The sequence below is a fragment of the Neobacillus cucumis genome (genome assembly GCF_002860255.1).
GTDB lineage: Bacteria > Bacillota > Bacilli > Bacillales > Cytobacillaceae > Neobacillus > Neobacillus cucumis_A.
Map to the genome: position 1 here is coordinate 241,199 of NZ_PGVE01000028.1, position 25,442 is coordinate 266,640.

The window sequence follows — 25,442 nt, forward strand, 5'->3', positions numbered from 1 at the left end:
TTCGATACTTACTTGAATTGTAGTCCTTTTAATTTTTGAGAAGCTTGTTCTCTTTTAAAATTATACCCTTGCCATGTAGAATTTTCCCTTTGTACATCCATTTGTTTATTACGTAAGATGGTTTCTAAATGTGGAATGTTTTCTCCCTGTTCATATAGTTGAATTAACCCCAGAACCCCTGTAGAGGATAAACTCCCTAGATAATAGGCATCTATTTTACCGGTTTCTTCATATCGGTTGATATTTTCTTTCACTACCATTTTGTCTAAATCAATTATGCTAATGGCTGTGTAGTAAATTAATGCAGTTATAAAATAAAAATGAAACAGTGAAAGTTTTTCAACCCAAATTTTCACTAATGTATACGTAAATATGACAACTAGAAAAATCATAAATGAATGCACTAAGACCCTTGTGAAAGTAAAGCCATAGGCATCCTCATACATACTTAAACGTAAGAAGGCGGAGCTGAGCATCACTGCACTTGTTAGGACGAGTATAGTTAGCAAGACCTGCCTCATTATCCTAATTCCATTTTTTCCGCTGTCTCCCAAGGATAGGACAACAATAGTAATGGATAAATTGATTAATGTAACAAAAAGCAGTTCAAAAAACCCTTTTCTGGCGTACTCAGCGTAAGTATAATCCCCTTGGAGGCTGCCACTGAAAAAATACTTAAATTGGACGATGGTAAAAAGGATATAGACTATATTGATCAACACCAGGACGGTGATGGATATAACCGTATCAAGCTTTAAAGGGGCCTGCCATTCTTGCTTTTTCATGACGGTGACTTGTTTTATATAAAGGACTTGCATCAGGCCAAAAAAAGCACTCATTGCAATGACAACTACAATGAATCTAAATACTCCTTCTGCATCCACAATCCGAAACAAATCAGGAATATCCCCTACCAGCAGGGCAAACTGGCTATCTGCCGTCATTAATAGTCTTAAAACCACAACCAATACTGGTAATGAAATGACCACACCAATCAATATTTTTTTCCAAATTATTATTCTATTATCAGCTACATCCTTCTTTGCTAATTTACCAATTGCGCCTGTAAATGCAGCATTATATTTTAATGCAGCAATAATCCTAGAAAAAATATAAAGTATAAAAGCCGGCTGGTTCCATTTGAAATTTTTCGGACTGGTTACCAGCACAAGATGAAATATAACCAATCCTGGTATCGCTGCAATATTTAAGATATAAAAAAGGATATTTTCATTTAGTACATACCCTGCCGCCAATAGCCATATACAAATAACAACAAGGTAGCCAAAACGTTGATGGGAAAACGGGAAAAGACGATACCGCATAAAAAATACCGCATAAAACGCTGTGATAAATACAAGATAAGAAATCCCAATTATACCTCGAAAAAACGATTCCTCCGCTAAAATTCCAAGCAGTAAGCATACGACTAAAAAGAGCCAATCATTCTTGTTTACTTTCATTTTCATTGTTTATCCCTCTCTTTTTATATAGAAATTCTATATATATAGTTTTACTAGGTATACAAGCAAAAAAAACTGCTCATATCGAAGCCTTTCTTCCCCAGCGGTAACCAAGCCAGCTTACTGGGTAAAGAATAATCGTAAAAATGATACAAGCAATAATAAAAGTTCTGGTAAGCAGCGGAGCAAACCAGGAATGTGGGATGATTTCAAAAAGTGTTAGAAACATCAATAATAAGTTCGGAATCAAAGAAAGCAGGAATGTTTTTTTTAGTAATGTCCTCCCGCCATGACCAAAGCCTTTTCCAATTTCATAACCAAGGAAGGCCCAAAAGAACATGTACAGAAAGGCAATCAGAGTCGGAACAGCGGTCAAGTTGTCCCAAACGGCCGTTAACCACTTCCATTCGTAAAGATTGTGTGCCAGTGTTAAAACACTGCCACCACCAAAAAAGACGATATTTAGTAAAATGAATAACCATTTCATATTACTTGGAGTTACTGACAACTCCTCTTTCCACATATCTGCAATCTCTGCGGGGTTTCCAAGCCTTAATATAATCCTTTCCATCATCTGATCTTCGTTTGAACAATCGGACGATTCTAAAAGAATTTCATCAATATGGGCCTCATATTCAAGGAGGATACTCTCTTTATCTTGATGACTCCCCAACCCATATTTTAATTGTTTTAGAAAATCACTCTTCGGCCGTTCCATGCTTGCTTCTCCCTATTACCTTGTTCATTACTTGAACAAAATCCTGCCATTCACGTGTCTTTTCACCTAACAATTTATGGCCAGCACTAGTAATCCGGTAGTATTTACGTGCTGGTCCCTTTTCTTGCTCCACCCAGTAACACTCAATGTACTCCTGCTTTTCAAGCTTATGGAGGGCAGGGTATAACGTTCCTTCTTTAACGCTCAAACCATTATTACTACGCATTTCTAGTTCTTTTACTAATTCATAGCCATACATATCACGCTCGTTTAGTAATTGAAGCAAAATTAAGGATGTACTCCCCTTTACCAATTCGCGATTAAACATTTTCTCACCTACCTAGAATTTTTAGGTACATAGAAATTCTACAGTTAATTTCCTCCATTGTAAAGGTGATTTTTTACATTTTCAAAAAATAAAAGTGGCGATTAAAAAATCGCCACTAATTATTTCATTTTTACATTCTTTTTCTGTCTTTGGATCACTTGGTCGCGTTCTCCGCCGTCAGATAATTCTTCCGAAAATTCGTGTCCTGCCAATTTCCCTGTAAACTCTCCTGTTTTTAGGGTTTTTGGAGATAGATTGTTATTTGGTGCGGCTTGTTCATTCCAATCTTTCATTTTTATCACCTCATGTTTAGTATCTAACGTTTCAGTGACTTTATCCCAAAACAAAAACGTTTGGACAAATCCAAACGTTTTTGTTTTGGTTAAATGATCATTTTTTTATTTTCATTAAGATTTAATTCTTGTTCGGCTCCTCCATCCAATTCACGATACTTCTTAATTCTTAAATGATAAATTATATAACAGGCCACGACAAATGGAACTCCTAAATAAAGGGCAAGACGCTGTTCTGAATCAAAGGCTAAACTGGCCAAAACAAGACAGTTTAATGTTAATCCAATAAGCGGAAGGATAGGATAAAGCGGTGTTCTAAATTTTAAATCCTCCACATTTCCTCCCTCACGAATGAATTTTTTACGAAAAGCAATTTGTGAAGCCGTAATGGATATCCAGCCTACTTGTGCGCCTAGTCCCGCAACGGAAAGCAGCCATACAAAGACGGTTTCTTCTGCAAAAAATCCAGATAATAGAGATAATAAGGCAATTCCAATCGTTAAAACGAGAGCATTAAATGGAACACCTTGCTTATTGACCTTTGTTAGTCTTCTGCTTGCCATCTTCTCCTTGGACATCGCATAAAGCATACGTGTTGCAGCATAAAGTCCTGAATTCGCAACAGAAAGTAAGGCTGTTAAGATGACAAAGTTCATAAGGTCTGCTGCATATGGAATACCAATGCTGTCAAACACGACAACGAACGGGCTTTCCACCACTCCAGCTTGTTTCATCGGAATTAAACTGGCTAAAACAAAAATAGCTAAGACAAAGAAAAATAGTGTACGCCAAACCGTTTGTTTGATTGATCGCGGGATGGTTTTCTCAGGCTCTTCACTTTCACCTGCTGCTATACCAATTAATTCCGTTCCTTGAAACGAGAAGTTTACAGTAATCATTGTAATAAGTAAGGCTGTAAATCCATGTGGCAGCAGGCCATGGGATGTGAAATTTGTTAAAAATGGTGCTGCCTGCCCGCCCTTCATGTGGATCAAGCCAAACATCGCTGCTCCGCCAAGGACAATAAACGCTAAGATAGCGAAAATTTTTATACTCGAAAACCAAAATTCTGTTTCGCCAAACGCTCGTGCAGATAACGCATTAAGTGAAAATAGAACAATAGCAAAAATAGCACACCATATCCAAACAGGTGAAGCAGGAAACCATCTTTGCATAAGCTGACCTGCTGAGAGTAACTCTAATGCAACAGTGACGGACCATCCTAACCAATAGAGCCATCCAAGAGCAAAACCTGTCCCGGGACCAATAAATTTAGTCGTATAGGTTTGGAAGGAGCCTGAAACCGGCATAGCAACTGATAATTCACCTAAACAAAGCATGGTTAAAAACATTATAAATCCGCCGACAACATAGGATAAAATAGCGCCCATTGGACCGGCTTGGCTAATTGTATAACCAGACCCCAAGAAAAGCCCAGATCCAATGACCCCTCCTAAAGAAATCATAAATAAATGCCGTGTCTTCATCGTCCTTTTCAACTCATGAGTTGAACTATTTTCCTGTAAATTCATTCAATTTCCCCCTTCTTTTAATCAAGAATGCGCTTTCAATAACTTTCCACCTGAATGGCTAGGGGACAATTATTTTAATCACTGCCGGTTATAAGCAAATCATCTTTAATGACTGCCAGGGCAGTTTCCACATCAACTTTTTGGCCGTCCTTCACCTTCAAAGAAGTAATATGTCCGCTAATGCCTACAGAAATCTCCACCATATTACCGTTGGAAGCCTTAATTAAAAACAGCTTCTCCCATTCATATACATGGTTATTTTTCTCAGTAAGAACTTTCTCAACGGTCCCGGAACAAGGACAGTAAATTGTTTCTTCGCACCTTGGCACTTTCTCCACTCCTTATTTGATTTCATATAGACAAAGCGATATTCATTCTTTATACCCAACCACGGAAGCTTGAGGCTTCTGCTACTTTTTTTATCCCAACCATGTATGCCGCTAAACGCATATCCACTTGGTGTGCCTTAGCTGTTTCGTAAATTGTATTAAAGGATTTAATCATTACCTTTGCAAGCTTTTCTTCTACCTCTTCTTCAGACCAATAATACCCCTGATTGTTTTGGACCCATTCAAAATAAGAAACTGTAACACCGCCAGCACTTGCCATTATATCTGGAACAAGCAGAATGCCTCGATCCGTTAAGATCGACGTTGCCTCAAGTGTGGTTGGTCCATTTGCCGCTTCCACCACTATAGAAGCCTTAATATTTGCAGCATTTTGCGAAGTAATCTGGTTTGAAATAGCCGCAGGAACAAGAATGTCACAATCTAACTCCAAGAGTTCTTGGTTTGTAATAGTGTCTTTGAATAATTGCGAGAAAGTCCCAAAGCTGTCTCTTCGATCAAGTAAGTAATCAATATCGAGGCCGTTTGGTTCGTAAACACCGCCATACACATCAGAAACAGCTATAACCTTTGCCCCAGCGTCGTGCAAAAATTTAGCAAGATAACTTCCGGCATTACCAAACCCTTGAATCACAACGCGTGAACCTTTTAATTCCATGCCCTTCTTTTTAACTGCCTCTTCAATACAGATAGTCACACCAGCTGCAGTTGCTGTTTCCCGGCCCTTTGAACCGCCCAGGACAAGAGGTTTACCTGTAATAAATCCCGGTGAGTCAAACTCACGTAAACGACTGTACTCATCCATCATCCATGCCATGATTTGCGAATTCGTATATACATCTGGGGCAGGAATATCTTTCGTTGGCCCAACAATTTGGCTGATTGCCCTTACATAACCGCGGCTTAATCTTTCTAGCTCTCTAAATGACATTTTTCTTGGATCGCATATGATTCCACCTTTACCGCCGCCATATGGAAGGTCGGTAATACCACACTTTAAACTCATCCAAATAGACAATGCCTTGACTTCTTCTTCATCCACTTCAGGATGGAAGCGGACACCACCCTTTGTTGGTCCTACGGCATCATTATGCTGTGAACGGTAGCCAGTAAATACTTGAACTGTCCCGTCATCCATCCGTACAGGTATCCGAACGGTTAATACTCGAAGTGGATCCTTTAGCAGCTCATACATTTCGTTTGTATATCCTAACTTATTCAATGCTTTTTGAATGACTGTTTGCGTGGAGTAAAACAAATTTAACGACTCTTGTTCTTTTTGTTGTTCCTTTGACATTTCTTCAACCATTCGATTAGCAGCCATCTATGCCACCCCTTATTCTGATAGAGTTTTAGTTTTATGATAAAACGGTCTGAATCTTCTCAATAGCCCAATCAATCTCTTCTTTCTTTATAATCAGTGGGGGCGCAAAGCGAATAACTGTATCATGGGTTTCTTTGCATAATAACCCTGCTTCTTTTAATTGTTCGCAATAAGGTCTTGCTTCTTCGGTTAATTCCACTCCGATAAACAAACCTTTCCCGCGAATTTCTTTAATAATCGGAGTCTCGATCGCTTTTAACTGTTCAAGAAAATACTTACCTAATTCAAGCGAGCGTTCTGCTAAACGCTCCTCCTCGATTACATCTAAAGCAGCAAGTGAAACGGCACACGCAAGAGGGTTTCCGCCAAAAGTAGAACCGTGTGAACCTGGATTAAACACTCCCAATACATCGGAGTTTGCTACTACACAGGAAATGGGGAAAACTCCGCCTCCAAGAGCTTTTCCTAAAATTAACATGTCAGGTGCAACATTTTCCCAGTCACAGGCAAACATTTTACCTGTACGTGCTAAACCAACTTGAATTTCATCGGCAATAAATAATACATTATTATCTTTACACAAGTCAGAGGCTTGTTTTAAGAATCCTTCGGGAGGTAAAATAATTCCTGCTTCCCCTTGAATAGGCTCCATTAAAAATGCCGCTGTATTCGGAGTAATCGCGCCCTTCAATGCCTCTAGGTCTCCATATGGAATTAATTTAATACCAGGAAGCATTGGACCAAATCCGCGCTTATATTCTGGGTCAGAGGATAATGACACCGCTCCCATTGTCCGGCCATGGAAGTTACCTGTACAAGCAATAATCTCAGCTTGATTCTCAGCAATCCCTTTTACATCATAGCCCCAGCGGCGGGCGGCTTTTAGAGCGGTTTCGACCGCTTCAGCCCCCGTATTCATCGGAAGCGCCATATTTTTATTCGTTAATTTACAAATCTTTTCATACCATGGACCCAGCTGGTCATTGTGGAAGGCACGAGAAGTAAGTGTTACCTTGTCTGCTTGGTCTTTTAGCGCTTGAATGATTTTCGGATGGCGGTGCCCCTGGTTCACTGCAGAATAAGCACTTAACATATCCATATAGCGATTACCTTCTGGACTTTCAACCCATACCCCTTCTGCTTTCGCAATTACGATTGGCAGAGGATGATAGTTATTAGCACCAAATTTATTTGTTTGTTCTATGATTTCGGTTGTTTTAGTTGTGATCGTCATTATGTTTTTCCCCCTTTATTCTAGGAGAGCGATGATTATGCCCTCCCCGTTACAATCCTAGAGCATTTCTGATGTTGTTTTTGCCTGCATATGGAGTAGTAAGTAATCTGGTCCGCCTGCTTTTGAATCGGTTCCGGACATATTGAATCCGCCAAACGGCTGATAACCTACGATTGCTCCTGTACATACACGGTTAAAATAAAGATTTCCAACGTGGAACTCTTCTCTTGCTCTCTCGATATTTTCACAGTCATTTGAAATCAAGGCACCTGTTAGACCATAGTCTGTGTTGTTAGCAATTTTCATCATATGATTAAAATCTTGAGCTTTACAGAAAGTGACCACTGGTCCAAAGATTTCTTCCTTCATAAGGCGGGCATTCTCATCTAAATCGGCAAAAATGGTCGGCTGAATAAAATACCCTTTGGATTCATCCCCTTCGCCGCCAGTCATTAATCTGCCTTCTTCTTTACCAATTTCAATATAATTCATGATCTTTTTGAATGAACGCTCATCAATAACAGGTCCCATGTAAGTATCTTCTAATTCTGGATTGCCTAGAGTAAGAGTTTTCGTTAGTGCAACCGCCTTTTCAAGGACTACATCATAAACATCTTGATGAACGACTGCACGGGATCCAGCTGAACATTTTTGACCAGAGTAGCCAAAGGCTGAATATACAATAGAAGCTGCAGCAAGATCTAAATCAGCATCATGATCAACCACAACCGTGTCTTTTCCTCCCATTTCAGCGATTACACGTTTTAGCCAAATTTGTCCTGGATTTACCTTTGCAGCCCGTTCATAAATACGGCATCCTACCTCACGGGAACCGGTAAACGAAACAAAACGAGTTTTTGAATGATCTACTAAGTAATCACCGATTTGAGACCCACTGCCTGGTACAAAGTTTAAAACTCCATTTGGAATACCTGCCTCATGCATTAGCTCTACAAATTTAGCAGCCACAATAGGTGTCGAGTTTGCCGGCTTTAACAGGACAGTGTTTCCAGTTACAATGGCAGCGACTGTTGTACCCGCCATAATCGCTAACGGGAAGTTAAATGGAGAGATGATAATTCCAACTCCTAGCGGAATATAGCTGTACTGATTAAATTCACCGAAACGGCTTTGAACTGGTATGCCTTCTTTGATACTTAGCATTTGTCTAGCATAAAACTCGAGGAAATCAATAGCTTCTGCGGTATCTGCATCTGCTTCCTTCCACGGCTTCCCCGCTTCTTTTACAAGATAGCTAGAAAATTCATGTTTACGATGGCGCAATATCGCTGCAGCGCGGAAAAGGATATTGGCACGATGCTCTGGTTTCCATGTTTTCCAAGATTCAAATGCAGTTAGAGCAGCCTGCATCGCTTCTTCAGCTAATTCTTGATTTGCCATAGAAACCATTCCAATGACCTCTTCCTTATTAGCCGGATTAATGGAAACCATTTTTTCTTCTGTTGTAATAGATTCTCCACCAATAATCACAGGGTAGTGTTTTCCAAGTTGGCTTTGAACGAAGGCAAGAGCCTCTTTAAATTCCTGTATATTTTTTTCTTCTGCAAAATTAGTGAATGGTTCATGTGAGTATGGATACATGGTTTTTCCCCCTTTTATTTTTCATTAAAGTATAATGCAATTTCTGTGCCAATTATATTTTTGCAGTTTAATAGCTTTTTAACGTTATAAACAGCCAAATTTTTTTGCACATAAATTATTTTTTTAACAAAAAAAGCAAAATTATTTTGCGTTAAGTGGTTTTCTTTGTTTAAATAGATGCATAGAGGAAAAACAAGGGGTATTAAAATGATGGAAAAATCAAAAAATGATTTACTTTTTCTAACAAAAATGTATAAACGAATATTGGATGAGATCGATGTCGGAGTTCACGCCGTCGATGATACAGGTAAAACGATCATCTACAATAAAAAAATGATGCAAATGGAAGCTATGGATTTTCAGGATGTTATGGATAAAAATCTGCTAGATGTATTTATGTTTAAAGATGACCAATCAAGTACTCTAGTTAAAGCACTTCAAGAAGGCAAAGAAACGAATAACGTTAAACAAACGTATTTTAACAATAAGGGTCGAGAAATTACGACCATTAATAACACCATTCCGATCTATTCAGAGAATAAGCTTCATGGTGCGGTTGAAATTGCTAATGATGTCACAAAGCTTGAACGCTTAATCAAAGGCAATATGAATAAGGGGTCCTCAAAGTATACCTTCGATAATATTATTGGGAACAGTGCGGCCATTCAAGAGGTGATTGAATCGGCAAAGCGCGCCACCAGAACATCCTCCTATGTTTTAATTGTTGGAGATACAGGAACGGGAAAAGAACTTTTTGCCCAAAGTATTCATAATGGAAGTGGGCGGTTATCAGGACCCTTTATTTCACAGAATTGCGCAGCCTTACCAGATAACTTAATCGAGAGTCTCCTGTTCGGGACCAAACGCGGGGCATTCACTGGAGCTGTGGATACTCCTGGATTATTTGAACAAGCCAATGGAGGCACATTGCTGCTTGATGAAATTAACTCCCTTAATTTAAATCTCCAGGCAAAGCTGCTGCGAGTACTTCAGGAAAAAACGATAAAACGAATCGGGGATACAAAGGAAACCTCTGTTGATGTCAGAGTCATTGCTAATATGAATGAAGATCCGATTGATGCAGTAGCTAATAATCGGATGCGAAAAGACTTATATTATCGACTTGGAGTGGTAACGATCTTTGTTCCGCCATTAAAAGACCGAAAAGAAGATATACCATTACTTGTGGAACATTTTATTGAAAAATACAATGAGCGTTTTCAAATGCGGGTAAAGGGCTTATCAGAAGAGGTTAAACTGTCATTCTTTGAATATGATTGGCACGGAAATGTTCGTGAACTGGAGCATATTATTGAAGCCGCCATGAATATTATGATGGATGGAGAAGATTTAATCATGTACCGTCATTTACCGTACCAGTATCGCAATAAAATGCAGATGAAAGAACGTATGATGCCCTTATCAACGGTTGAAACCTTTATGAAAGATAATGGAGATGTAACAGTACCTTTAAAGGAGCAAATGGAGGTATTTGAAAAAACCTATGTTGAACATGTCCTCAAGAAAAATGATTTTAATATTTCCAAGACTGCTAAATTACTTGGGTTGAGCCGTCAAAGCTTGCAATACCGATTGAAAAAATTAAATTTAGAAGTTAATACCTAAAGCCAATGTATAAATATAACGAACTCTAGGATACCAACATCCTAGAGTTCGTTATATTTTTTATTTTTATATAATAATTTAGTACAAGCATTGAAACGAAAGACTCACTACCTGGGGAGTTTTTTCATATACTATACCAGAAGCAAAATTATATATATCAACAACCTACTAAGTAATCCCCTTTTTGATATAAAAACATGCAAGCATAAATATTCCATTTTTCCCCCATACTAAGAAGAAAAATGATGAGGTGAAGAAAATGGGACTGCTCAATTCATTTAATCAATGGAAAGAGGCTAGATACCAAAATCATGTCTCCACTATGAAGGAGCAAGGCAAATGCCCAGATTGTGAGGGCAGAGGATATACCGTGTATCCATATAATGAGTTTGCCTATTTTAATTCATTTGAATGCCCAGGATGCCAAGGCAGCGGCCATTACGCAGATTGGGAAGAAATGCAGTAAAAAAACTCCCTGCCTTTGACCGGATCATAAGCAGGGAGTTTTTTCTATCTTCTTTCCACCTGATTTAGATATATCTTTGCTGTCCTCACTTCTACTGTGATGGTCCCTTTCCTTACAATCGCTTTAAGCATCAGTGGTACACCGGTAGTATTTTTAAAGCGGAAATCTTTGCCGCCGTAAGAAACTGTTGCATCTCTTCCAGTCGGCACATAGCCAACATGCAGGGAATGATGATGTTTTTCAATATAACTAACCGTTAATTTATCAATCGCGTTATACAAAGTGGAAGATGTTTGGCAAATCCCACCGCCGATTCCATCGACTAACTTTCCGTTAAGAGCTTCCGGTGCAGGTTGGTATCCATGCTCAGCATCACTTGGCCCGACCGTTGTATTAAAGGAAAAGGAATCGCCTGCTCCGATAATGATATTATTGATGGCCTTTGCCGATAATTCAATGTTTTTTGTCCTTCCTGGCATCCCACTATTAAAGTGTGTGGTATAGGATGCTACTACGACTTGTCCTAATTGTGCTGCCTCCTCCTGCTTGTAGCCGCTTGCTGTAACATACAGGGGGATTTCTACCTTTCCTCCTTTTAACGAGGCTTGGATAATTTTTTCTGTCAGTTCTTCCTCATCCAGGATGGTTTGAGGTCTCCCCTTTATAAGTAGTCCGTTTGCATCTAACTTATCAAGGATCATTCTTTTATCATACCCTGGAGTATCTTTTGTTCCTCTTGCTAACTCTCTTGTTAATACAGCTAATTCGGCATTATATTTATCATTATCCGTTCCAAATCCCATATCCTTGGGTTTGATTGTTTTAATTATACTTTTTGTATTTGGATCGACTATTTTTACATAAATCGTTTTTTCAACTTTCTTCTTCTCTGTCTTAACTTGTTTCTCTTGTTGACTTTGCTGATGACCCGCTGCCTTTGCTTCTTTTTCCTTCGTTGTCTGTACAGCACAACCAGTTAACCCCACTAAACTTCCTGCTAAAAGAAAAGTTACAATTCTACTAAACTTTCTCATTTTCCCCCATCTTTTCCTTTTATATAGTTTTTTACTTAACCTATTAATATATTATTTGACGATCAGTAACAAATTTAGTTTCACTCATTATATCCTTATTATCCCATATTTTTTACCATTTCCTGTATTATTTATCAAAGCATGGGTTCATTTTATCACTTTTATCATGGATTTAGGATTACTTTTTCTTCAATTTCTAAAAATTTTTTGCACTAAAAACTAAGAATAAAAATATGAGAAAGGTAAATAGTAATACTTAGGTTTTTTCATTTTTTTGGAGGTGCTTAAATGTCTGTTTATGTACATCAGACGTTTGTCATTAAACAAGATAAATTTAAAGAAGGTATTGATAATTTAAGGGAGATAAAGAAGTTTAGAATGGAAAATTATAATCACAAGGTGGAAATTTTAACACCGGTATCTGGAGAGGATCATACATATGCCCTTTTGTCTGTTTATGAAGGTTTAGCTGAGATGGAATTACAAAATATGAAAATGTTTGAAGATGAAGAATACTTGGAGCTTATTGGTCCTTTCTTCTTGGAAAATATCGAGCAGGGCAGTATGTATACACAAATCTATCGTTCCTTGAGCGAGCGAAAATCAGATAAAAAGAAGGAAAAAGAGAAGGATTGATTTACCTGACAAAACACAAAAAGGGCAATATTGCCCTTTTTGTGTTTCTCTTATAACAATATATTTAGGAGAAGCGCTCCTCCAAACGCTACAAATGAGAGGATGGTTTCTAAGACTGTCCAAGTTCTGAAGGTTTCTGGAACAGTTAATCCTAAATATTCTTTTACCATCCAGAAACCGGCATCGTTGACGTGTGAAAACATGAGTGAGCCTGCTCCTGTGGCAATAACTAGTAATTCTAGATTTACATCAGGCATTCCGGCAACTACAGGAGAAACAATCCCTGCTGCTGTAGTTAAAGCGACCGTCGCTGATCCCGTAGCGATACGAATTAAACCTGCTATTAAAAAAGCTAATACGAGTGGTGATAATGACAAGTTCTCTGCCATTCTTGCAATCGTATCTCCTACTCCACTTTCAATTAAGATTTGTTTAAATCCCCCGCCAGCACCAATAATTAATGCGATCGAACCTACTGGCAGTAAACATTCTTCCGTCAACTTTTTAATAGCTTCCTTATTCATACCTTTTTGCATGCCAAGGAAATAATAAGCGACAAAGACTGAGATTAAAAGGGCGATAATAGGACTGCCAATGAAAATGAGAATTTTCGCAATCCCTGCCGTTAATCCCAAATAGGGTGCGACTGCGGATAGAATCATCAGTAACACGGGTAAAAGGATAATAAAAAAAGAAATCCCTGTTCCAGGTAAATCTTTAGCCCTTGTAGTAATACGGATTAATTCCGGTTCCCCTGCTGGAACAACACGTTTGTTAACCCACATCGCAAACAAAGGACCTGCGATAATAACGGCTGGAATAGCGATGATTAACGAATATAAAAGGACCTTGCCTAGATTCGCCTTGTAGATACTAATGGCTGCCAATGCCCCTGGATGCGGCGGTACGAGTCCATGGACAATTGATAACCCTGCAATACATGGAAGGGCTATTAATAAAATGTTTTGTTTGGATGACTTATGAATCGAAATGACTAAAGGTAATAAAATTAAAATCCCTACCTCAAAAAATACAGGAATACCAATAATAAAACCTGAAAGCATCATAGCCCATGGCAGTTTGTTTACACCAAAGACACGGATAAAGTATTCAGCAATTTGCATACCCGCACCAGAGTCCGCCAACATCTTTCCTAAAATCGTTCCTAGAGCCAAGATCCCGATTAAATGTCCTAAGACACCACCCACACCTGTTTCATAAGCTGCCACAATTTTATCAAGTGATAATCCTGATACCAACGCTAAAAACAAGCTGGCTACTAACAAACTGATAAATGCATGCCATTTAAATAAAGATACGCCTAGGACAACGATAACAATCGAAACGAGGGTCATCAGGAGTAAAAAAGTGTCCATTTTTGTACACCATCCTTTACAATATTATTTGTTGTATATCACTCTTATTGTTAACATTTGTTACGTTTACATTCCGTTATTCTTTTAAAACCAAAAAAGCCTTCACTCCTTTTGGAATGAAGGCTTATATTTTTAATCCCTATCTAATAGGGCAGCACCAGCAATGCCTGGTTTGGTCATTTCAAAAATATTTAAAATAAGATCTAATTCCTCTTCTGTAAGTACATCATGCTGCAAACATAAATCACGGACAGATTTTCCGCTGACAATAGCTTCTCTGGCAATCCTTGCTGCTACTTCATAACCTAAATGTGGGTTAACTGCCGTAATAATACCAACACTCTTTTCGACATACTCTTTTAAACGTGCCTCGTTAGCTTCGATTCCCTTCAAGCAGAAGTCCGTAAAAGAACGGAAACCATTATTCATTATACTTATTGATTGAAGCAAGTTAAAAACTAATACAGGTTCCATGACGTTCAGTTCAAGCTGACCGGCTTCCGAAGCCAGACAAATAGTATGGTCGTTTCCTATCACCTGAAAAGCTATCTGGTTAATAAGCTCTGGCATCACCGGATTCACTTTTCCTGGCATAATAGAAGACCCAGGCTGGCGGGGCGGCAAACTAATTTCCCCAAGACCAGCACGCGGACCTGAAGCCATGAGACGTAAATCGTTGGCTATTTTTGACATATTCATCATACATACTTTTAATGCAGCCGAAACTTCAGTATAAGCATCGGTATTTTGGGTTGCATCGACAAGATGTTCTGCATTAATCAACGGCAGCCCGCTAATGTCCGCTAAATGAGTTACGACATCTTTAATATATCTAGGGTCCGCATTTAAGCCTGTACCCACCGCTGTAGCACCCATGTTGACTTCGTATAGATGATCTTTAGAATGAGAGATCCTTTTTATATCTCGTTCTACTACACGGGAGTATGCTTCAAATTCTTGACCGAGGCGAATGGGAACGGCATCCTGCAAATGGGTACGTCCCATTTTTATTACATTTTCAAATTGCTTAGCCTTCTCCTTGAAGACCTTGAGCATATCATTCATCGTTATAAGTAATTTTTCAAGTAATTTTAAAGTTGCAATGTGGATGGCTGTTGGAAAAACATCGTTTGTTGATTGCGACATATTGACATGTGTATTAGGACTTAAGTGAATATAGGCTCCCTTTTCATGTCCGAGCAATTCAAGTGCACGATTAGCAATCACTTCATTTGCATTCATATTCATGGAAGTGCCTGCCCCGCCTTGAATCGGGTCTACAATAAATTGGTCATTCCACTTCCCTGCAATGACTTCATCGGCTGCTTGACAAATCACTTCACCGAGTCCGGAATATAACCTCTTAGTATTCATATTGGCAATTGCCGCGGCTTTTTTTATCATAGCAAGCGCTTTTATTAATTCTTCGTGTATGGAATAGCCAGTTATCGGAAAGTTCTCAACCGCCCTAAGTGTTTGAATTCCATAATAAGCATCCTTTGGAATTTCTTTTTTTCCTAAGAAATCCTGTTCCGTTCTGTTTGCGACCATGTCTGTCTGTCTCCTTTTTAATAAAAACAATAAATACAAAGAAATCATAACAATAAAAATTACCTGTGTCTCTACTTCTAATATGAATTCTTACCTAATTCACATAATTACTCTGTTAAAATAATAATCCTTCAAGGAACTTTGTATTTTTTTATTTATTCTTGCCAAACAATCGTTAATTTTACAATATTTTTAAACCTCTCAAAGTGTAGATTTTTGTCAACTTTAGAAATTCATGTAGAATTTTGTCATTAATTTTATTTTTTAATATCTTATATTAATATGTTATTCATGATATAATCATCTAAAATATTATTTTAATATTATAAATTTTATAACAATGATGTTTTATATGAAAGAGAGGTTTCATTATTAATGGTAACTACTGCTATTGGTATTATTCCACAACCAAAAACCTATGGCCCGCTTGGCAATCTTCCACAGCTAGATTTACATCAACCATCTCAATCCATCATGAAACTTTCCTATGAGTACGGACCCATTTTTAAACTTAAATTCCCTACAGGTACAGGAATCTTTATATCCTCAGCCGAATTAGTCGAAGATGCAGCCGATGAATCCCGGTTTGATAAACTGGTCAATGCTCCTTTACAAAAAGTAAGAGCGTTTTCAGGCGATGGTCTTTTTACAAGCTGGACAAAAGAGGAGAACTGGCGGAAGGCCCATAATATCCTTCTTCCGAGTTTTAGTCAAAGTGCGATGAAAGGCTATCATTCGATGATGGTTGACATTGCCCTACAGCTTGTCCAAAAATGGTCACGTCTTAATTCGGATGATCGTATTAATGTACCTGAAGATATGACAAGGCTTACACTTGATACCATCGGCTTATGCGGTTTCAATTATCGGTTTAATAGTTTCTATCGAGAAAAGCCGCATCGTTTTATTAAAAGTATGGGCCGTGCCCTTGATGAGGCAATGAATCAAAGTAACCGACTTGGGGTTCAGGACAAACTGATGATAAAGAAAAAGCGGCAGTTTAATCGTGACATCGAATATATGTTTTCTCTTGTGGACCGGATTATTGAAGAACGGAAAAAGAGTGACAGCCACGAAGCGGAAGACCTGCTATCCCGAATGTTAATTTGTGCAGATCCGGTAACGGGAGAAAAACTTAGCGATGAAAATATCCGCTATCAAATTATTACATTTTTGATTGCCGGACATGAAACTACAAGCGGTTTACTCTCCTTCGCCCTCTACTATTTAATGAAACATCCAGAAGTTCTGGCAAAGGCTTATGAAGAGGTCGACCAGGTGCTTACAAGTCCGATTCCGACTTATCAACAGGTCCGACAATTAAAGTATATTCGAATGATTTTAAATGAATCGTTAAGGCTCTGGCCGACAGCCCCTCTTTTTTCTTTATACGCAAAGGAAGATACTTTATTAGCAGGTAAGTATCCGCTTAAACGAAGAGATGTTGTTAATATTTTATTGCCAGTATTACATCGGGATCCACATGCATGGGGAACAGATGCTGAAGAATTTAAACCGGAACGATTTGCTGATCCCAAAAATATACCACACCATGCCTTTAAGCCATTCGGTAATGGACAGCGAGCTTGTATCGGACAACAATTTGCCATGCATGAGGCAACTCTTTTAATTGGCATGATATTGAAACAATTTGAATTCATTGATTATACAAACTATCAATTGAAAATTAAAGAAACCTTAACCTTTAAGCCGGATAACTTATACATAAAAGTTCTGCCTCGCATCTCTGAATCTTCTGTCACTTTTATCCATGAGAAGCCGATGCCACTTAATCATGGGAACCGAGTTCAGACAGAGAAAACAAATTGGAATTCTCATAATACACCACTTTTAGTCTTGTATGGTTCAAATATGGGTACAGCAGAAGGAATTGCTCATGATTTAGCAGTTTCAGCTCGTTTCAAAGGCTTTCAAAGTGAATTTGCACCACTTGATGATTTTATTGGAAAGCTTCCAACACAAGGGGTCGTTCTTATTGTCACTTCCTCTTACAATGGAAATCCTCCAAAAAATGCTCGGAAATTCGTTAAGTGGTTAAAGGAAGCTGATCGTTCAGCAGCTACTGGTGTCCGTTATGCAGTGTTTGGCTGCGGAGATACAAATTGGGCTAGTACTTATCAAAGCATCCCTACTCTCATTGATGAGCAGCTTGCCGAAAAGGGAGCCAGTCGTTTAGTTATAAAAGGACAGGGAGATGCAAGCGCTGATTTTGAACAACAATTTGAAGCATGGCACGAGCAATTATGGCCCGAAGTGTTCAAAGCAATGGGATTAAAGCACAAAGAAAATACATTAAAAGACTCTCTAGCAATTCAATTTGTCAGCGGGCCGAACCAAGGTACACCAGATCATCCTGCTTCTATCAATAATGTCCTATCTGCTCATGTACCTCAGAATTCTTCTGTTCTGATTGAACGTGTATTGAATCGTTTCGCATTGGAGAGATTTGAACAGTTTCTTCTTTCAGGCGACAAGGAAAAACTAGTTCATCTTCCATTGGAGTTTCCAGTACGGGCTTGGGATTTATTGAAATATAGTGTAAACCTTGAGGAGCAGGTAACGCAGCTGCAGCTTAGTGAGTTAATTCAATATACTGTTTGCCCTCCTCATAAAAGAGAATTGACAGATCTGGCAAATAACAAAGAAATGATTACACAAAATGACTTGTCTATGCTGGACTTATTAGAAAAATATCCTGCCTGTGAACTTCCATTTGAACGTTTTATCGAACTATTATCACCTCTAAAGGCAGAATAAAAAAACGAGGTAACCAATGAGTGTCTCCATATAACTCATTAATTACCTCCTATTTTTTTACCTTTCTAAAAAAGAATAGTTGAATTTCTTGAGCAGTTCGCCAAAAATCCGGCACTCGTCTTCTGGCCAATCTTTTAATAATTCAGTAATTCGTTCCAAGCGAGCATGCATATGGTCTTGCAGCTCTTTTTTCCCTAACTCTGTTATTTCAAATGAATATGCCCTTCCATCTAACGGATCCGGTATTTTATATAAGAAGCCCTTCTGCTCTAACGCTGCTGCTTGTCTGCTTACAGTTGAAATATCCAATTGGAACTCACCAGCTAATACCTTTACGCCTACCGCTCCTTTATTTGCGATTCGACGAAGTAATAAATAGGCAGAACGATCAAGCGTCCCAATTTTTTTATTAGTTGTAACAGATGTTGTTCGTCGAAGCAGGATCGCTAATTCAAGTTCAATCATTTCTAAGGCATTTTTGTTCATTCTAAGACCTCACAGTATACAAATTCCTCAACACTATCATATCATAATCATAGTTATTTTTTTTAATTCTAATCACCAAACATCTAAAAACAACATTGACGTAGTGAAAAATAGTTGTATAATACAATCATATAGTTTCATTATACAACTTTTTACAAAGAATAAGGAGAGATGTGAATGTCGTCGACACCACAATCAGTTGCGTCAGCCTCAGCAAACGCTTCTAAAGAGTTACAATCATCATTATTATCACAACCAAAGTCCGTGTGGGCAGTGTTTTTTGCTTGTATCATTGCTTTCATGGGTTTAGGCCTGGTTGACCCCATTTTACCGGCTATTGCAGAACAGTTGCATGCCTCCCATAGTCAAGTCACCTTACTATTCACCAGTTATAATGCGGTTATGGCCGTCGCGATGCTCATTACCGGAATGATTTCATCAAGATTGGGAGTAAAGTGGACCCTGCTTTCTGGGATTGTAATTATTGCCATCTTTTCCGCACTTGGAGGCTTTTCAAATGGAATTTGGTCTCTCGTAGGTCTTCGCGGAGGCTGGGGATTAGGAAATGCTTTGTTTGTAGCAACTGCATTAGCAGCCATCGTCTCACTATCCAACAGCGGAACAGCCAAAGCAATCATTTTGTATGAAGCGGCCATTGGCCTAGGTATATCTGTTGGCCCCCTTCTTGGTGGATGGCTGGGCGCCATGTCATGGAGAGGTCCATTTTTAGGGGTAGCTGCATTAATGGTAGTAGCTTTCATTGGGTTAATCGTATTAATGCCAACTTCAAAGAAGGAACAAACGGGCCAAGTGAAAACATCTTTAATCGATCCCTTCCGCGCTCTAAAGCACCGTTCCCTCCTTGTTTTTGGTATCGCAGCTGCTCTATATAATTTTGGTTTTTTTACTTTGCTAGCCTATGCCCCATTTGTCATGGGATTGGATGAACATGGTCTGGGGTTTGTATTCCTAGGCTGGGGGATCTTACTAGCCATTACTTCTGTCTTTATGGCACCTAAACTACAGCAAAAGTTTGGAACCATTAAATCGATGTGCGCGATGCTAGTGATGTTTGGTATTCTTCTATTTGTTATGGGGACATGGACATCAACACAATCGGTCATCATCATTTGTGTTATCGCCGCCGGTGCATTATTAGGCAACAATAATACACTCATTACAACAGCAGTTATGAATGCAGCACCAGTTCAGCGTTCAACCGCTTCTGCCGCTTACAGTTTCCTTCGCTTTATTGGAGGAGCTATTGCACCGTATACGGCTGGAAAACTTTCGGAGATTTATAACCCTTCTCTTCCTTTTATTGTCGGCGGAGGTTTTGTAATTATCTCGGTACTATTCATATTAATAAACAGTAAACACATTAACCATGTGGATGATGTTGAGTCAAGTCATTAAAATTTCTGATTGGGATCTGTTGAGTTGACAGATCCTTTTCTTTTAGCCATTTGATAATTAGTCAGTGAATGTCCCGTTTCTTAAAACGACCGCCTCTAACTTCGGCTATATCTGCAATCGCTAAAAACGCTGTAGGATCAATTTCCTCCACAATGGTCGTTAGTTTCGATTCTTCCAATCGAGAAATGATACTGAAGATAACTTTCTTATTATCCCCTGTATAAGCGCCTTCACCGTTTAAGTAGGTTACACCACGACCCAATCGATCATTAACAGCATTTCCAATTTCTTCGGCATTGTCACTTATAATCCAAACAGATTTAGTTTCTTCGAGCCCTTGTACAACCGTATCGATTGCTTTTGAAGCAATCACATAGGCTAATAAGGAATACATAGCACGGTCCCAAGTGAAGACAAAGCCTGCTGCTCCTAAGATAAAGATATTTATAAACATAATGATTTGTCCGACTGAAAAAGGAACCTTTTTGTTTATGACGAGTGCTAGAATTTCTGTGCCGTCTAATGCCCCGCCATTACGGATGACAAGACCCACTCCGATTCCTAAAATCATTCCGCCAAAAAGGGTGGCTAGGAGAATATCTTCTGTAAAAGGGGGAATGGGGTGAAAAAATGAAGTAAATATGGATAAAACGATAATTCCATAAACTGTTGAAAAAGCAAAGGTTTTACCCATCTGTTTATATCCCATATAAACAAAGGGCAGGTTCAATACAAATAGAAAGAGTCCTAATTTCCATCCTGTAATATGTGCGAGCATGATGGAAATACCTGTGATTCCCCCATCGATAACATGGTTTGGAACTAAAAATATTTCCAGCCCTGTTGCCATAAGTATGGCACCGATGGTGATCGTAATAATGCGAGTAATCACCCTGCTGAGAGGAAGTTTTCGATGCTGAAGATTTGCCTTAATTAATTCTGTCATTCAACCACTCCTTATTCATTTTATTTTGCCATATGATCATCCAATCTATTAGGAATACCCATAATATTGTTCTCTATAGTATTATATCACATTTTTCACAAAAAATGAACTGGAGTTCAAATTCATTTTTAAAAAAAGGATTGCAAGAAGCAATCCCCTACTTTTTATACCATTACTTTACATATACTATTTGTAAATTCTACCGGATCCTCAATCGGTAAGCCTTCAATCAGAAGTGCTTGATTATATAATAAGTTTGTATATAAAGCTAACTTTTCTTGGTCCTTAACAAAGGCATCTTTTAATGAGGCGTACACCTCATGATGAATATTAATTTCTAGAATTTTGTCAGCTTTTACATTTTGACTGTTAGGCATGGCATTAAGAATTTTTTCCATTTCAATCGAAACGGCTCCATCCGTTGATAAACACACAGGATGGGTTTTGAGTCTTTTGGATACTTTTACGTCCTTAACTTTATCGTTTAGAACATTTTTCATAAAATTGAATAGTTCCTTATTCTCTTTTTCCTCTTCGTCAGTATCTTGGTCCTCATCCACAGTAAACCCTAAATCACCGCTTGAAACAGATTTAAACTCTTTTTCTTTATAGGACATTAACATTCTTATCGCAAACTCATCAATCTCATCAGTGAAATATAAAATTTCATATCCTTTGTCTGCTACTAATTCGGTTTGCGGCAGTTTATCAATACGTTCGTTAGACTCACCCGTTGCATAATAAATATACTTTTGGTCTTCTGGCATTCTGGATACATACTCATCAAGTGTTACTAATTTTTTCTCCTTAGATGAGTAGAACATTAATAAATCTTGGAGTTCATCTTTATGGGTGCCATAGTCACTGTAAACCCCAAATTTTAACTGCCTGCCAAAAGACTTAAAAAATTCTTCGTATTTTTCACGTTCATTTTTTAAGATGGCCAATAATTCACTCTTGATTTTCTTATTAATATTTTTTGCAATAAGCTTTAATTGACGATCATGCTGAAGCAATTCTCTCGAGATATTTAATGATAAGTCCTCTGAGTCTACCATTCCTTTTACAAAACTAAAATAATCTGGAAGCAGGTCAGCACTCTTATTCATAATTAATACGCCATTAGAATATAGCTCTAATCCTTTTTCATATTCCTGGGTGTAATAATCAAAAGGAATTTTTTCGGGAATATAAAGGATGGCATTATATCTTACTGCGCCGTCAACGCTGATATGAATATGTTTAAGCGGTTTGTCAAAACCGTACCGTTTTTCAGAGTAAAAATTTTCATAATCCTCTGTTGTTAAATCCTTCTTATTTTTTCTCCAAATAGGGACCATGCTATTTATCGTTTGTTCTTCTACTACATCCTCATATTCATTTTCACTGCCCTCTTTTAGCTTCCGTTCTGACACATCCATTTTAATTGGATAGCGGATAAAATCTGAATATTTTTTGATGATAGACTTTAAACGATATTCTTCGAGATACTCATCATAGTTCTCGTCTTCCGTATTTTCTTTAATCTTCAAAGTGATTTCTGTTCCAATGGAGTCCTTTTGACAAGGAGTGATGGTATAGCCATCTGCTCCCTTAGATTCCCACCTGTAGGCCTCTTCACTGCCAAGTGCCTTACTAATTACAGTAACTTCATCTGCAACCATAAAGGCTGAATAAAAGCCAACCCCGAATTGTCCAATAATATCGTAGCCATCTTTTAATTCATTTTCCTTTTTAAATGCTAAGGAACCGCTTTTAGCAATCGTACCAAGGTTCGTTTCCAGCTCTTCTTTAGTCATACCAATTCCGGTGTCTGATATTTTTAAAATTCTATTTTCCTTATCCGCAGTAACTTTTATGTAGTAACCATCTTTATCAAAGGTCAACGCATCATCTGTTAACGCCCTATAGTAAATTTTATCAATCGCATCGCTGGCATTTGACAATAACTCTCTTAAGAAAATTTCTTTGTGTGTATAAATAGAGTTAATCATCATGTCTAATAATCGTTTGGACTCTGCTTTAAACTGTTTGGTTTCCATCAAGACCTCTCCTTTTTTACAAAATACACCTATATTTTAGCACTCCAATCTATAGAGTGCTAACTATTATTTTAATAACATAGTTATTAATTTTTTGTCAAGACAAAAAATTAGCCCCTAAAGGATGCTAAAACAGCCATTAATACTCAAATTATTGAATAATTTTCGACGACCTTGCAAGCTCAGATGTCTTTTGAATTCTTTTACTTAAAGGTTTTTTCAGAACTAATCCTAAAAGAATGCTGGCAGCGGCAAAGACGAGCAGGTATAGAACATCCCATATCACCACATCCGCTACCATTCCTCCAACGGTTTCACGCAGCACACTCACTGCATAAGTAAAAGGCATGTAAGGATTGATTTTTTGAAAAAAAGGAGAAGTAGTACTGACCGGAAAGGTCGCGCCGGAGCTTGAGATTTGAAGCACCAATAGAATGATAGCCAACCCCTTACCGATTGTTCCAAAAACAGAGCATAATGTAAACGTGATAATCACAAATATTATCCCAATAAAAATGCTCAATAGGACAAACCAAAGTTTATCAACCGCGTAAGCATGAATAATATACAAATCACCAAGAGAAACAATTAAGGCTTGCAGTATTCCTATCGTTAGAAAAGTAAGCATCCTTCCAAAGTAAATCTGATAACTCTTATACAGATTATGCTCCTCTACATCCACACGAAGTGAGGCGATAAGGAAGGTAGCTCCAACCCAAAGAGCAAGCATTGTATAAAAAGGAGTCATCGCCGAACCGTAATTTGGGATGGGGAAAATCCGTTTTGTTTTTAATAGGACGGGACTTGCTAAAAAATTACTTTCTGCTTGCGGGTCATGCTTCAAAAATTGAATTAATTCATTGATATTCACACTGTTTTTTAATTTTCTAAGCTTATCAGCTGTACTTCTGATCTGCGCTTCAAAACCTGGTAAGTCATTTCTTGCAATATTAGCAGCCTTATGGATTGCTTTTTCTAATGCCGGAAGCTTAGTTCGAACAAGATTGGCGGCCTGCCGAATATCGATTTCAGCATTTGGCAATTCATTTCGAACAAAATTGGCTGCTGTATGTATTTTCCCTTCGATCGTTGGGAGATCATTTTTAAAAAACAAGGCCGAATTGTTAATTATTTTCTGTCCTTCTAAAGCTCTCTGCTGGAGATCTGCACGAGCTTGGATGATCGTATTCCGACTACTTGCTAATTCGTCATGAAGCTGTGTTAATTGTGCTTGATTTCCACTAGGTTCGATCTGTGGGACTGTTTGAGAGGAACGGTCGATAGCTTGGCTAAGGCTCATCTCCATTACCGATAATTGATTATCTACCTCTGCCACAATCTCATTCACACGATTCAAATCCCCCAATCTCTCTTGAAGTATCAATACCTTTTCACCTGCTTTTTTAACGAGCGGCAGGTTTGCTTCAATTTTTAGAATACTAATACCAGCCTGGTTAATATCCGGAATTCTTTGTTCTAATTCAATTATTTTTTGTCCTTTTTCCCTAATTTCGGGGAGCTTTGCTTCCAGTTCCATTGCTTTCTTACCCATCGCATCGATTTCCGGCAAGGCCTTTTCTAGTTCAAAGATCTGATTTTCCAAATGATGAATAGATGGCAGTGCTTTCTCTAACTCAATTCCTGCTTTATAAAAACCTGAAAAAATAGCATCTCCCACTGTTTTAACAAAGGCCTGACTGATTTGATTCGTTACACTTGATGCCCCAGTACTGGCAATTTTAGGGGCAACCGCATTGATCTTTTCATTTACACCAAATTGAATTTCCGGCTTTTTTGGATTCATCTGAAGAATGCTGGTTAGTTTCTTTGTAAAGTCATTTGGAATGATAAGATAAGCGTAATAATTTCCTTTTTTAACTCCTTCTTCGGCGGTAGTTTGGGGGACAAACACCCAGCCAAGCTTCTTATTTTTCTTCAAATTTTGAACAATCTCTTCTCCTACATTAATCCTTTTCCCCTGCACTTTACCCCCCTCGTCTTCATTGACTACTGCTACCTTAATGCCCGATGTATTCCCATATGGGTCCCACATCGCCTTAATATTAATCCAGGCATAGGCAGAAGGCAGAATCGAAAGCGCGCCAATTAAAAAGACAACCAAGGGCACCTTAAAAATATTTTTCCAATCAGTATTATAAATTTTCCAAATTTCCCCCATGTTTTTTCCACCTCTTGCGAAAAGTTTCATCTTTTATCTTTTCACTAAGTGCAAAACTGATTCAG

21 protein-coding genes are annotated in these 25,442 nt (G+C 38.2%); 5 read left to right on the forward strand and 16 right to left on the reverse strand.

Going from position 1 to position 25,442, the window contains the following annotated elements:
• Positions 1–8: 8 nt before the first annotated feature.
• From CVD27_RS06325 to pruA, 9 genes are all read right to left on the reverse strand, one after another.
• Positions 9–1,469, reverse strand: coding sequence for a DUF4153 domain-containing protein (locus CVD27_RS06325; RefSeq protein WP_101647034.1), 1,461 nt, complete (start codon positions 1,467–1,469; stop codon positions 9–11).
• A gap of 73 nt (positions 1,470–1,542) precedes the next feature.
• Complete coding sequence (locus tag CVD27_RS06330; protein WP_101647035.1) at positions 1,543–2,181, reverse strand: HAAS signaling domain-containing protein; 639 nt, start codon at positions 2,179–2,181, stop codon at positions 1,543–1,545.
• On the reverse strand, positions 2,162–2,509 hold the full coding sequence (locus tag CVD27_RS06335; RefSeq protein WP_101647036.1) for a PadR family transcriptional regulator: 348 nt from the start codon (positions 2,507–2,509) through the stop codon (positions 2,162–2,164). The genes CVD27_RS06330 and CVD27_RS06335 overlap by 20 nt, the downstream gene beginning before the upstream one ends.
• A 119-nt stretch (positions 2,510–2,628) precedes the next feature.
• On the reverse strand, positions 2,629–2,802 hold the full coding sequence (locus CVD27_RS27970; protein ID WP_180960173.1) for a hypothetical protein: 174 nt from the start codon (positions 2,800–2,802) through the stop codon (positions 2,629–2,631).
• Positions 2,803–2,891: 89 nt separating this feature from the next.
• Positions 2,892–4,334 (reverse strand): amino acid permease, encoded by a 1,443-nt coding sequence (locus CVD27_RS06340; protein WP_101647037.1) that lies wholly within the window; start codon positions 4,332–4,334, stop codon positions 2,892–2,894.
• Between the two features lie 74 nt (positions 4,335–4,408).
• A complete protein-coding gene (locus tag CVD27_RS06345; RefSeq protein WP_101647038.1) occupies positions 4,409–4,663 on the reverse strand; it encodes a biotin/lipoyl-containing protein in 255 nt (84 codons plus the stop codon).
• Between the two features lie 49 nt (positions 4,664–4,712).
• Positions 4,713–5,978 carry a Glu/Leu/Phe/Val family dehydrogenase gene (locus tag CVD27_RS06350; protein WP_374703051.1) on the reverse strand — a complete coding sequence of 422 codons (1,266 nt, stop codon included), beginning with the start codon at positions 5,976–5,978 and terminating at the stop codon, positions 4,713–4,715.
• Between the two features lie 61 nt (positions 5,979–6,039).
• Complete coding sequence (locus CVD27_RS06355; RefSeq protein WP_101647039.1) at positions 6,040–7,239, reverse strand: ornithine--oxo-acid transaminase; 1,200 nt, start codon at positions 7,237–7,239, stop codon at positions 6,040–6,042.
• A gap of 57 nt (positions 7,240–7,296) precedes the next feature.
• On the reverse strand, positions 7,297–8,841 hold the full coding sequence (gene pruA / locus CVD27_RS06360) for an L-glutamate gamma-semialdehyde dehydrogenase (protein ID WP_101647040.1): 1,545 nt from the start codon (positions 8,839–8,841) through the stop codon (positions 7,297–7,299).
• A 210-nt stretch (positions 8,842–9,051) separates the two neighbouring features.
• Between pruA and CVD27_RS06365 the strand changes: the two genes are divergently transcribed.
• The gene (locus CVD27_RS06365; protein WP_374703047.1) at positions 9,052–10,467 is read left to right on the forward strand and encodes a sigma-54 interaction domain-containing protein; all 1,416 of its coding nucleotides are present in this window, start codon (positions 9,052–9,054) and stop codon (positions 10,465–10,467) included.
• Between the two features lie 259 nt (positions 10,468–10,726).
• Complete coding sequence (locus CVD27_RS06370; RefSeq protein ID WP_101647042.1) at positions 10,727–10,933, forward strand: methionine aminopeptidase; 207 nt, start codon at positions 10,727–10,729, stop codon at positions 10,931–10,933.
• A gap of 44 nt (positions 10,934–10,977) precedes the next feature.
• Here the strand turns inward: CVD27_RS06370 and CVD27_RS06375 are convergent, their stop codons facing one another.
• On the reverse strand, positions 10,978–11,967 hold the full coding sequence (locus tag CVD27_RS06375; RefSeq protein ID WP_101647043.1) for a VanW family protein: 990 nt from the start codon (positions 11,965–11,967) through the stop codon (positions 10,978–10,980).
• 288 nt (positions 11,968–12,255) lie between these two features.
• Between CVD27_RS06375 and CVD27_RS06380 the strand changes: the two genes are divergently transcribed.
• On the forward strand, positions 12,256–12,603 hold the full coding sequence (locus CVD27_RS06380; RefSeq protein ID WP_101647044.1) for a hypothetical protein: 348 nt from the start codon (positions 12,256–12,258) through the stop codon (positions 12,601–12,603).
• 50 nt (positions 12,604–12,653) lie between these two features.
• On the opposite strand, the gene CVD27_RS06385 is transcribed toward CVD27_RS06380, so the two are convergent.
• The gene (locus tag CVD27_RS06385; protein WP_101647045.1) at positions 12,654–13,979 is read right to left on the reverse strand and encodes a GntT/GntP/DsdX family permease; all 1,326 of its coding nucleotides are present in this window, start codon (positions 13,977–13,979) and stop codon (positions 12,654–12,656) included.
• A 132-nt stretch (positions 13,980–14,111) separates the two neighbouring features.
• Positions 14,112–15,530, reverse strand: a complete 1,419-nt coding sequence (gene aspA / locus CVD27_RS06390) for an aspartate ammonia-lyase (protein ID WP_101647046.1) — start codon at positions 15,528–15,530, stop codon at positions 14,112–14,114.
• A gap of 375 nt (positions 15,531–15,905) precedes the next feature.
• Between aspA and CVD27_RS06395 the strand changes: the two genes are divergently transcribed.
• Entirely contained in the window at positions 15,906–18,308 is a 2,403-nt protein-coding gene (locus CVD27_RS06395) for a cytochrome P450 (protein ID WP_101647047.1), read from the forward strand.
• 57 nt (positions 18,309–18,365) lie between these two features.
• Here CVD27_RS06395 and CVD27_RS06400 read toward each other — a convergent pair whose 3' ends face one another.
• A complete protein-coding gene (locus tag CVD27_RS06400) occupies positions 18,366–18,794 on the reverse strand; it encodes a MarR family winged helix-turn-helix transcriptional regulator (RefSeq protein ID WP_101647048.1) in 429 nt (142 codons plus the stop codon).
• 177 nt (positions 18,795–18,971) lie between these two features.
• Between CVD27_RS06400 and CVD27_RS06405 the strand changes: the two genes are divergently transcribed.
• Positions 18,972–20,210: an MFS transporter gene (locus CVD27_RS06405; RefSeq protein ID WP_101647049.1), complete on the forward strand. Its 1,239-nt coding sequence runs from the start codon at positions 18,972–18,974 to the stop codon at positions 20,208–20,210.
• A 61-nt stretch (positions 20,211–20,271) separates the two neighbouring features.
• Here CVD27_RS06405 and CVD27_RS06410 read toward each other — a convergent pair whose 3' ends face one another.
• The 3 genes from CVD27_RS06410 to CVD27_RS06420 all read right to left on the reverse strand — a co-directional run bounded on the left by CVD27_RS06410 (position 20,272) and on the right by CVD27_RS06420 (position 25,377).
• Positions 20,272–21,156, reverse strand: coding sequence for a YitT family protein (locus CVD27_RS06410; RefSeq protein WP_101647050.1), 885 nt, complete (start codon positions 21,154–21,156; stop codon positions 20,272–20,274).
• Between the two features lie 164 nt (positions 21,157–21,320).
• A complete protein-coding gene (gene htpG / locus CVD27_RS06415) occupies positions 21,321–23,198 on the reverse strand; it encodes a molecular chaperone HtpG (RefSeq protein ID WP_101647051.1) in 1,878 nt (625 codons plus the stop codon).
• Between the two features lie 151 nt (positions 23,199–23,349).
• Complete coding sequence (locus CVD27_RS06420; RefSeq protein WP_180960174.1) at positions 23,350–25,377, reverse strand: YhgE/Pip domain-containing protein; 2,028 nt, start codon at positions 25,375–25,377, stop codon at positions 23,350–23,352.
• Positions 25,378–25,442: the final 65 nt, after the last annotated feature.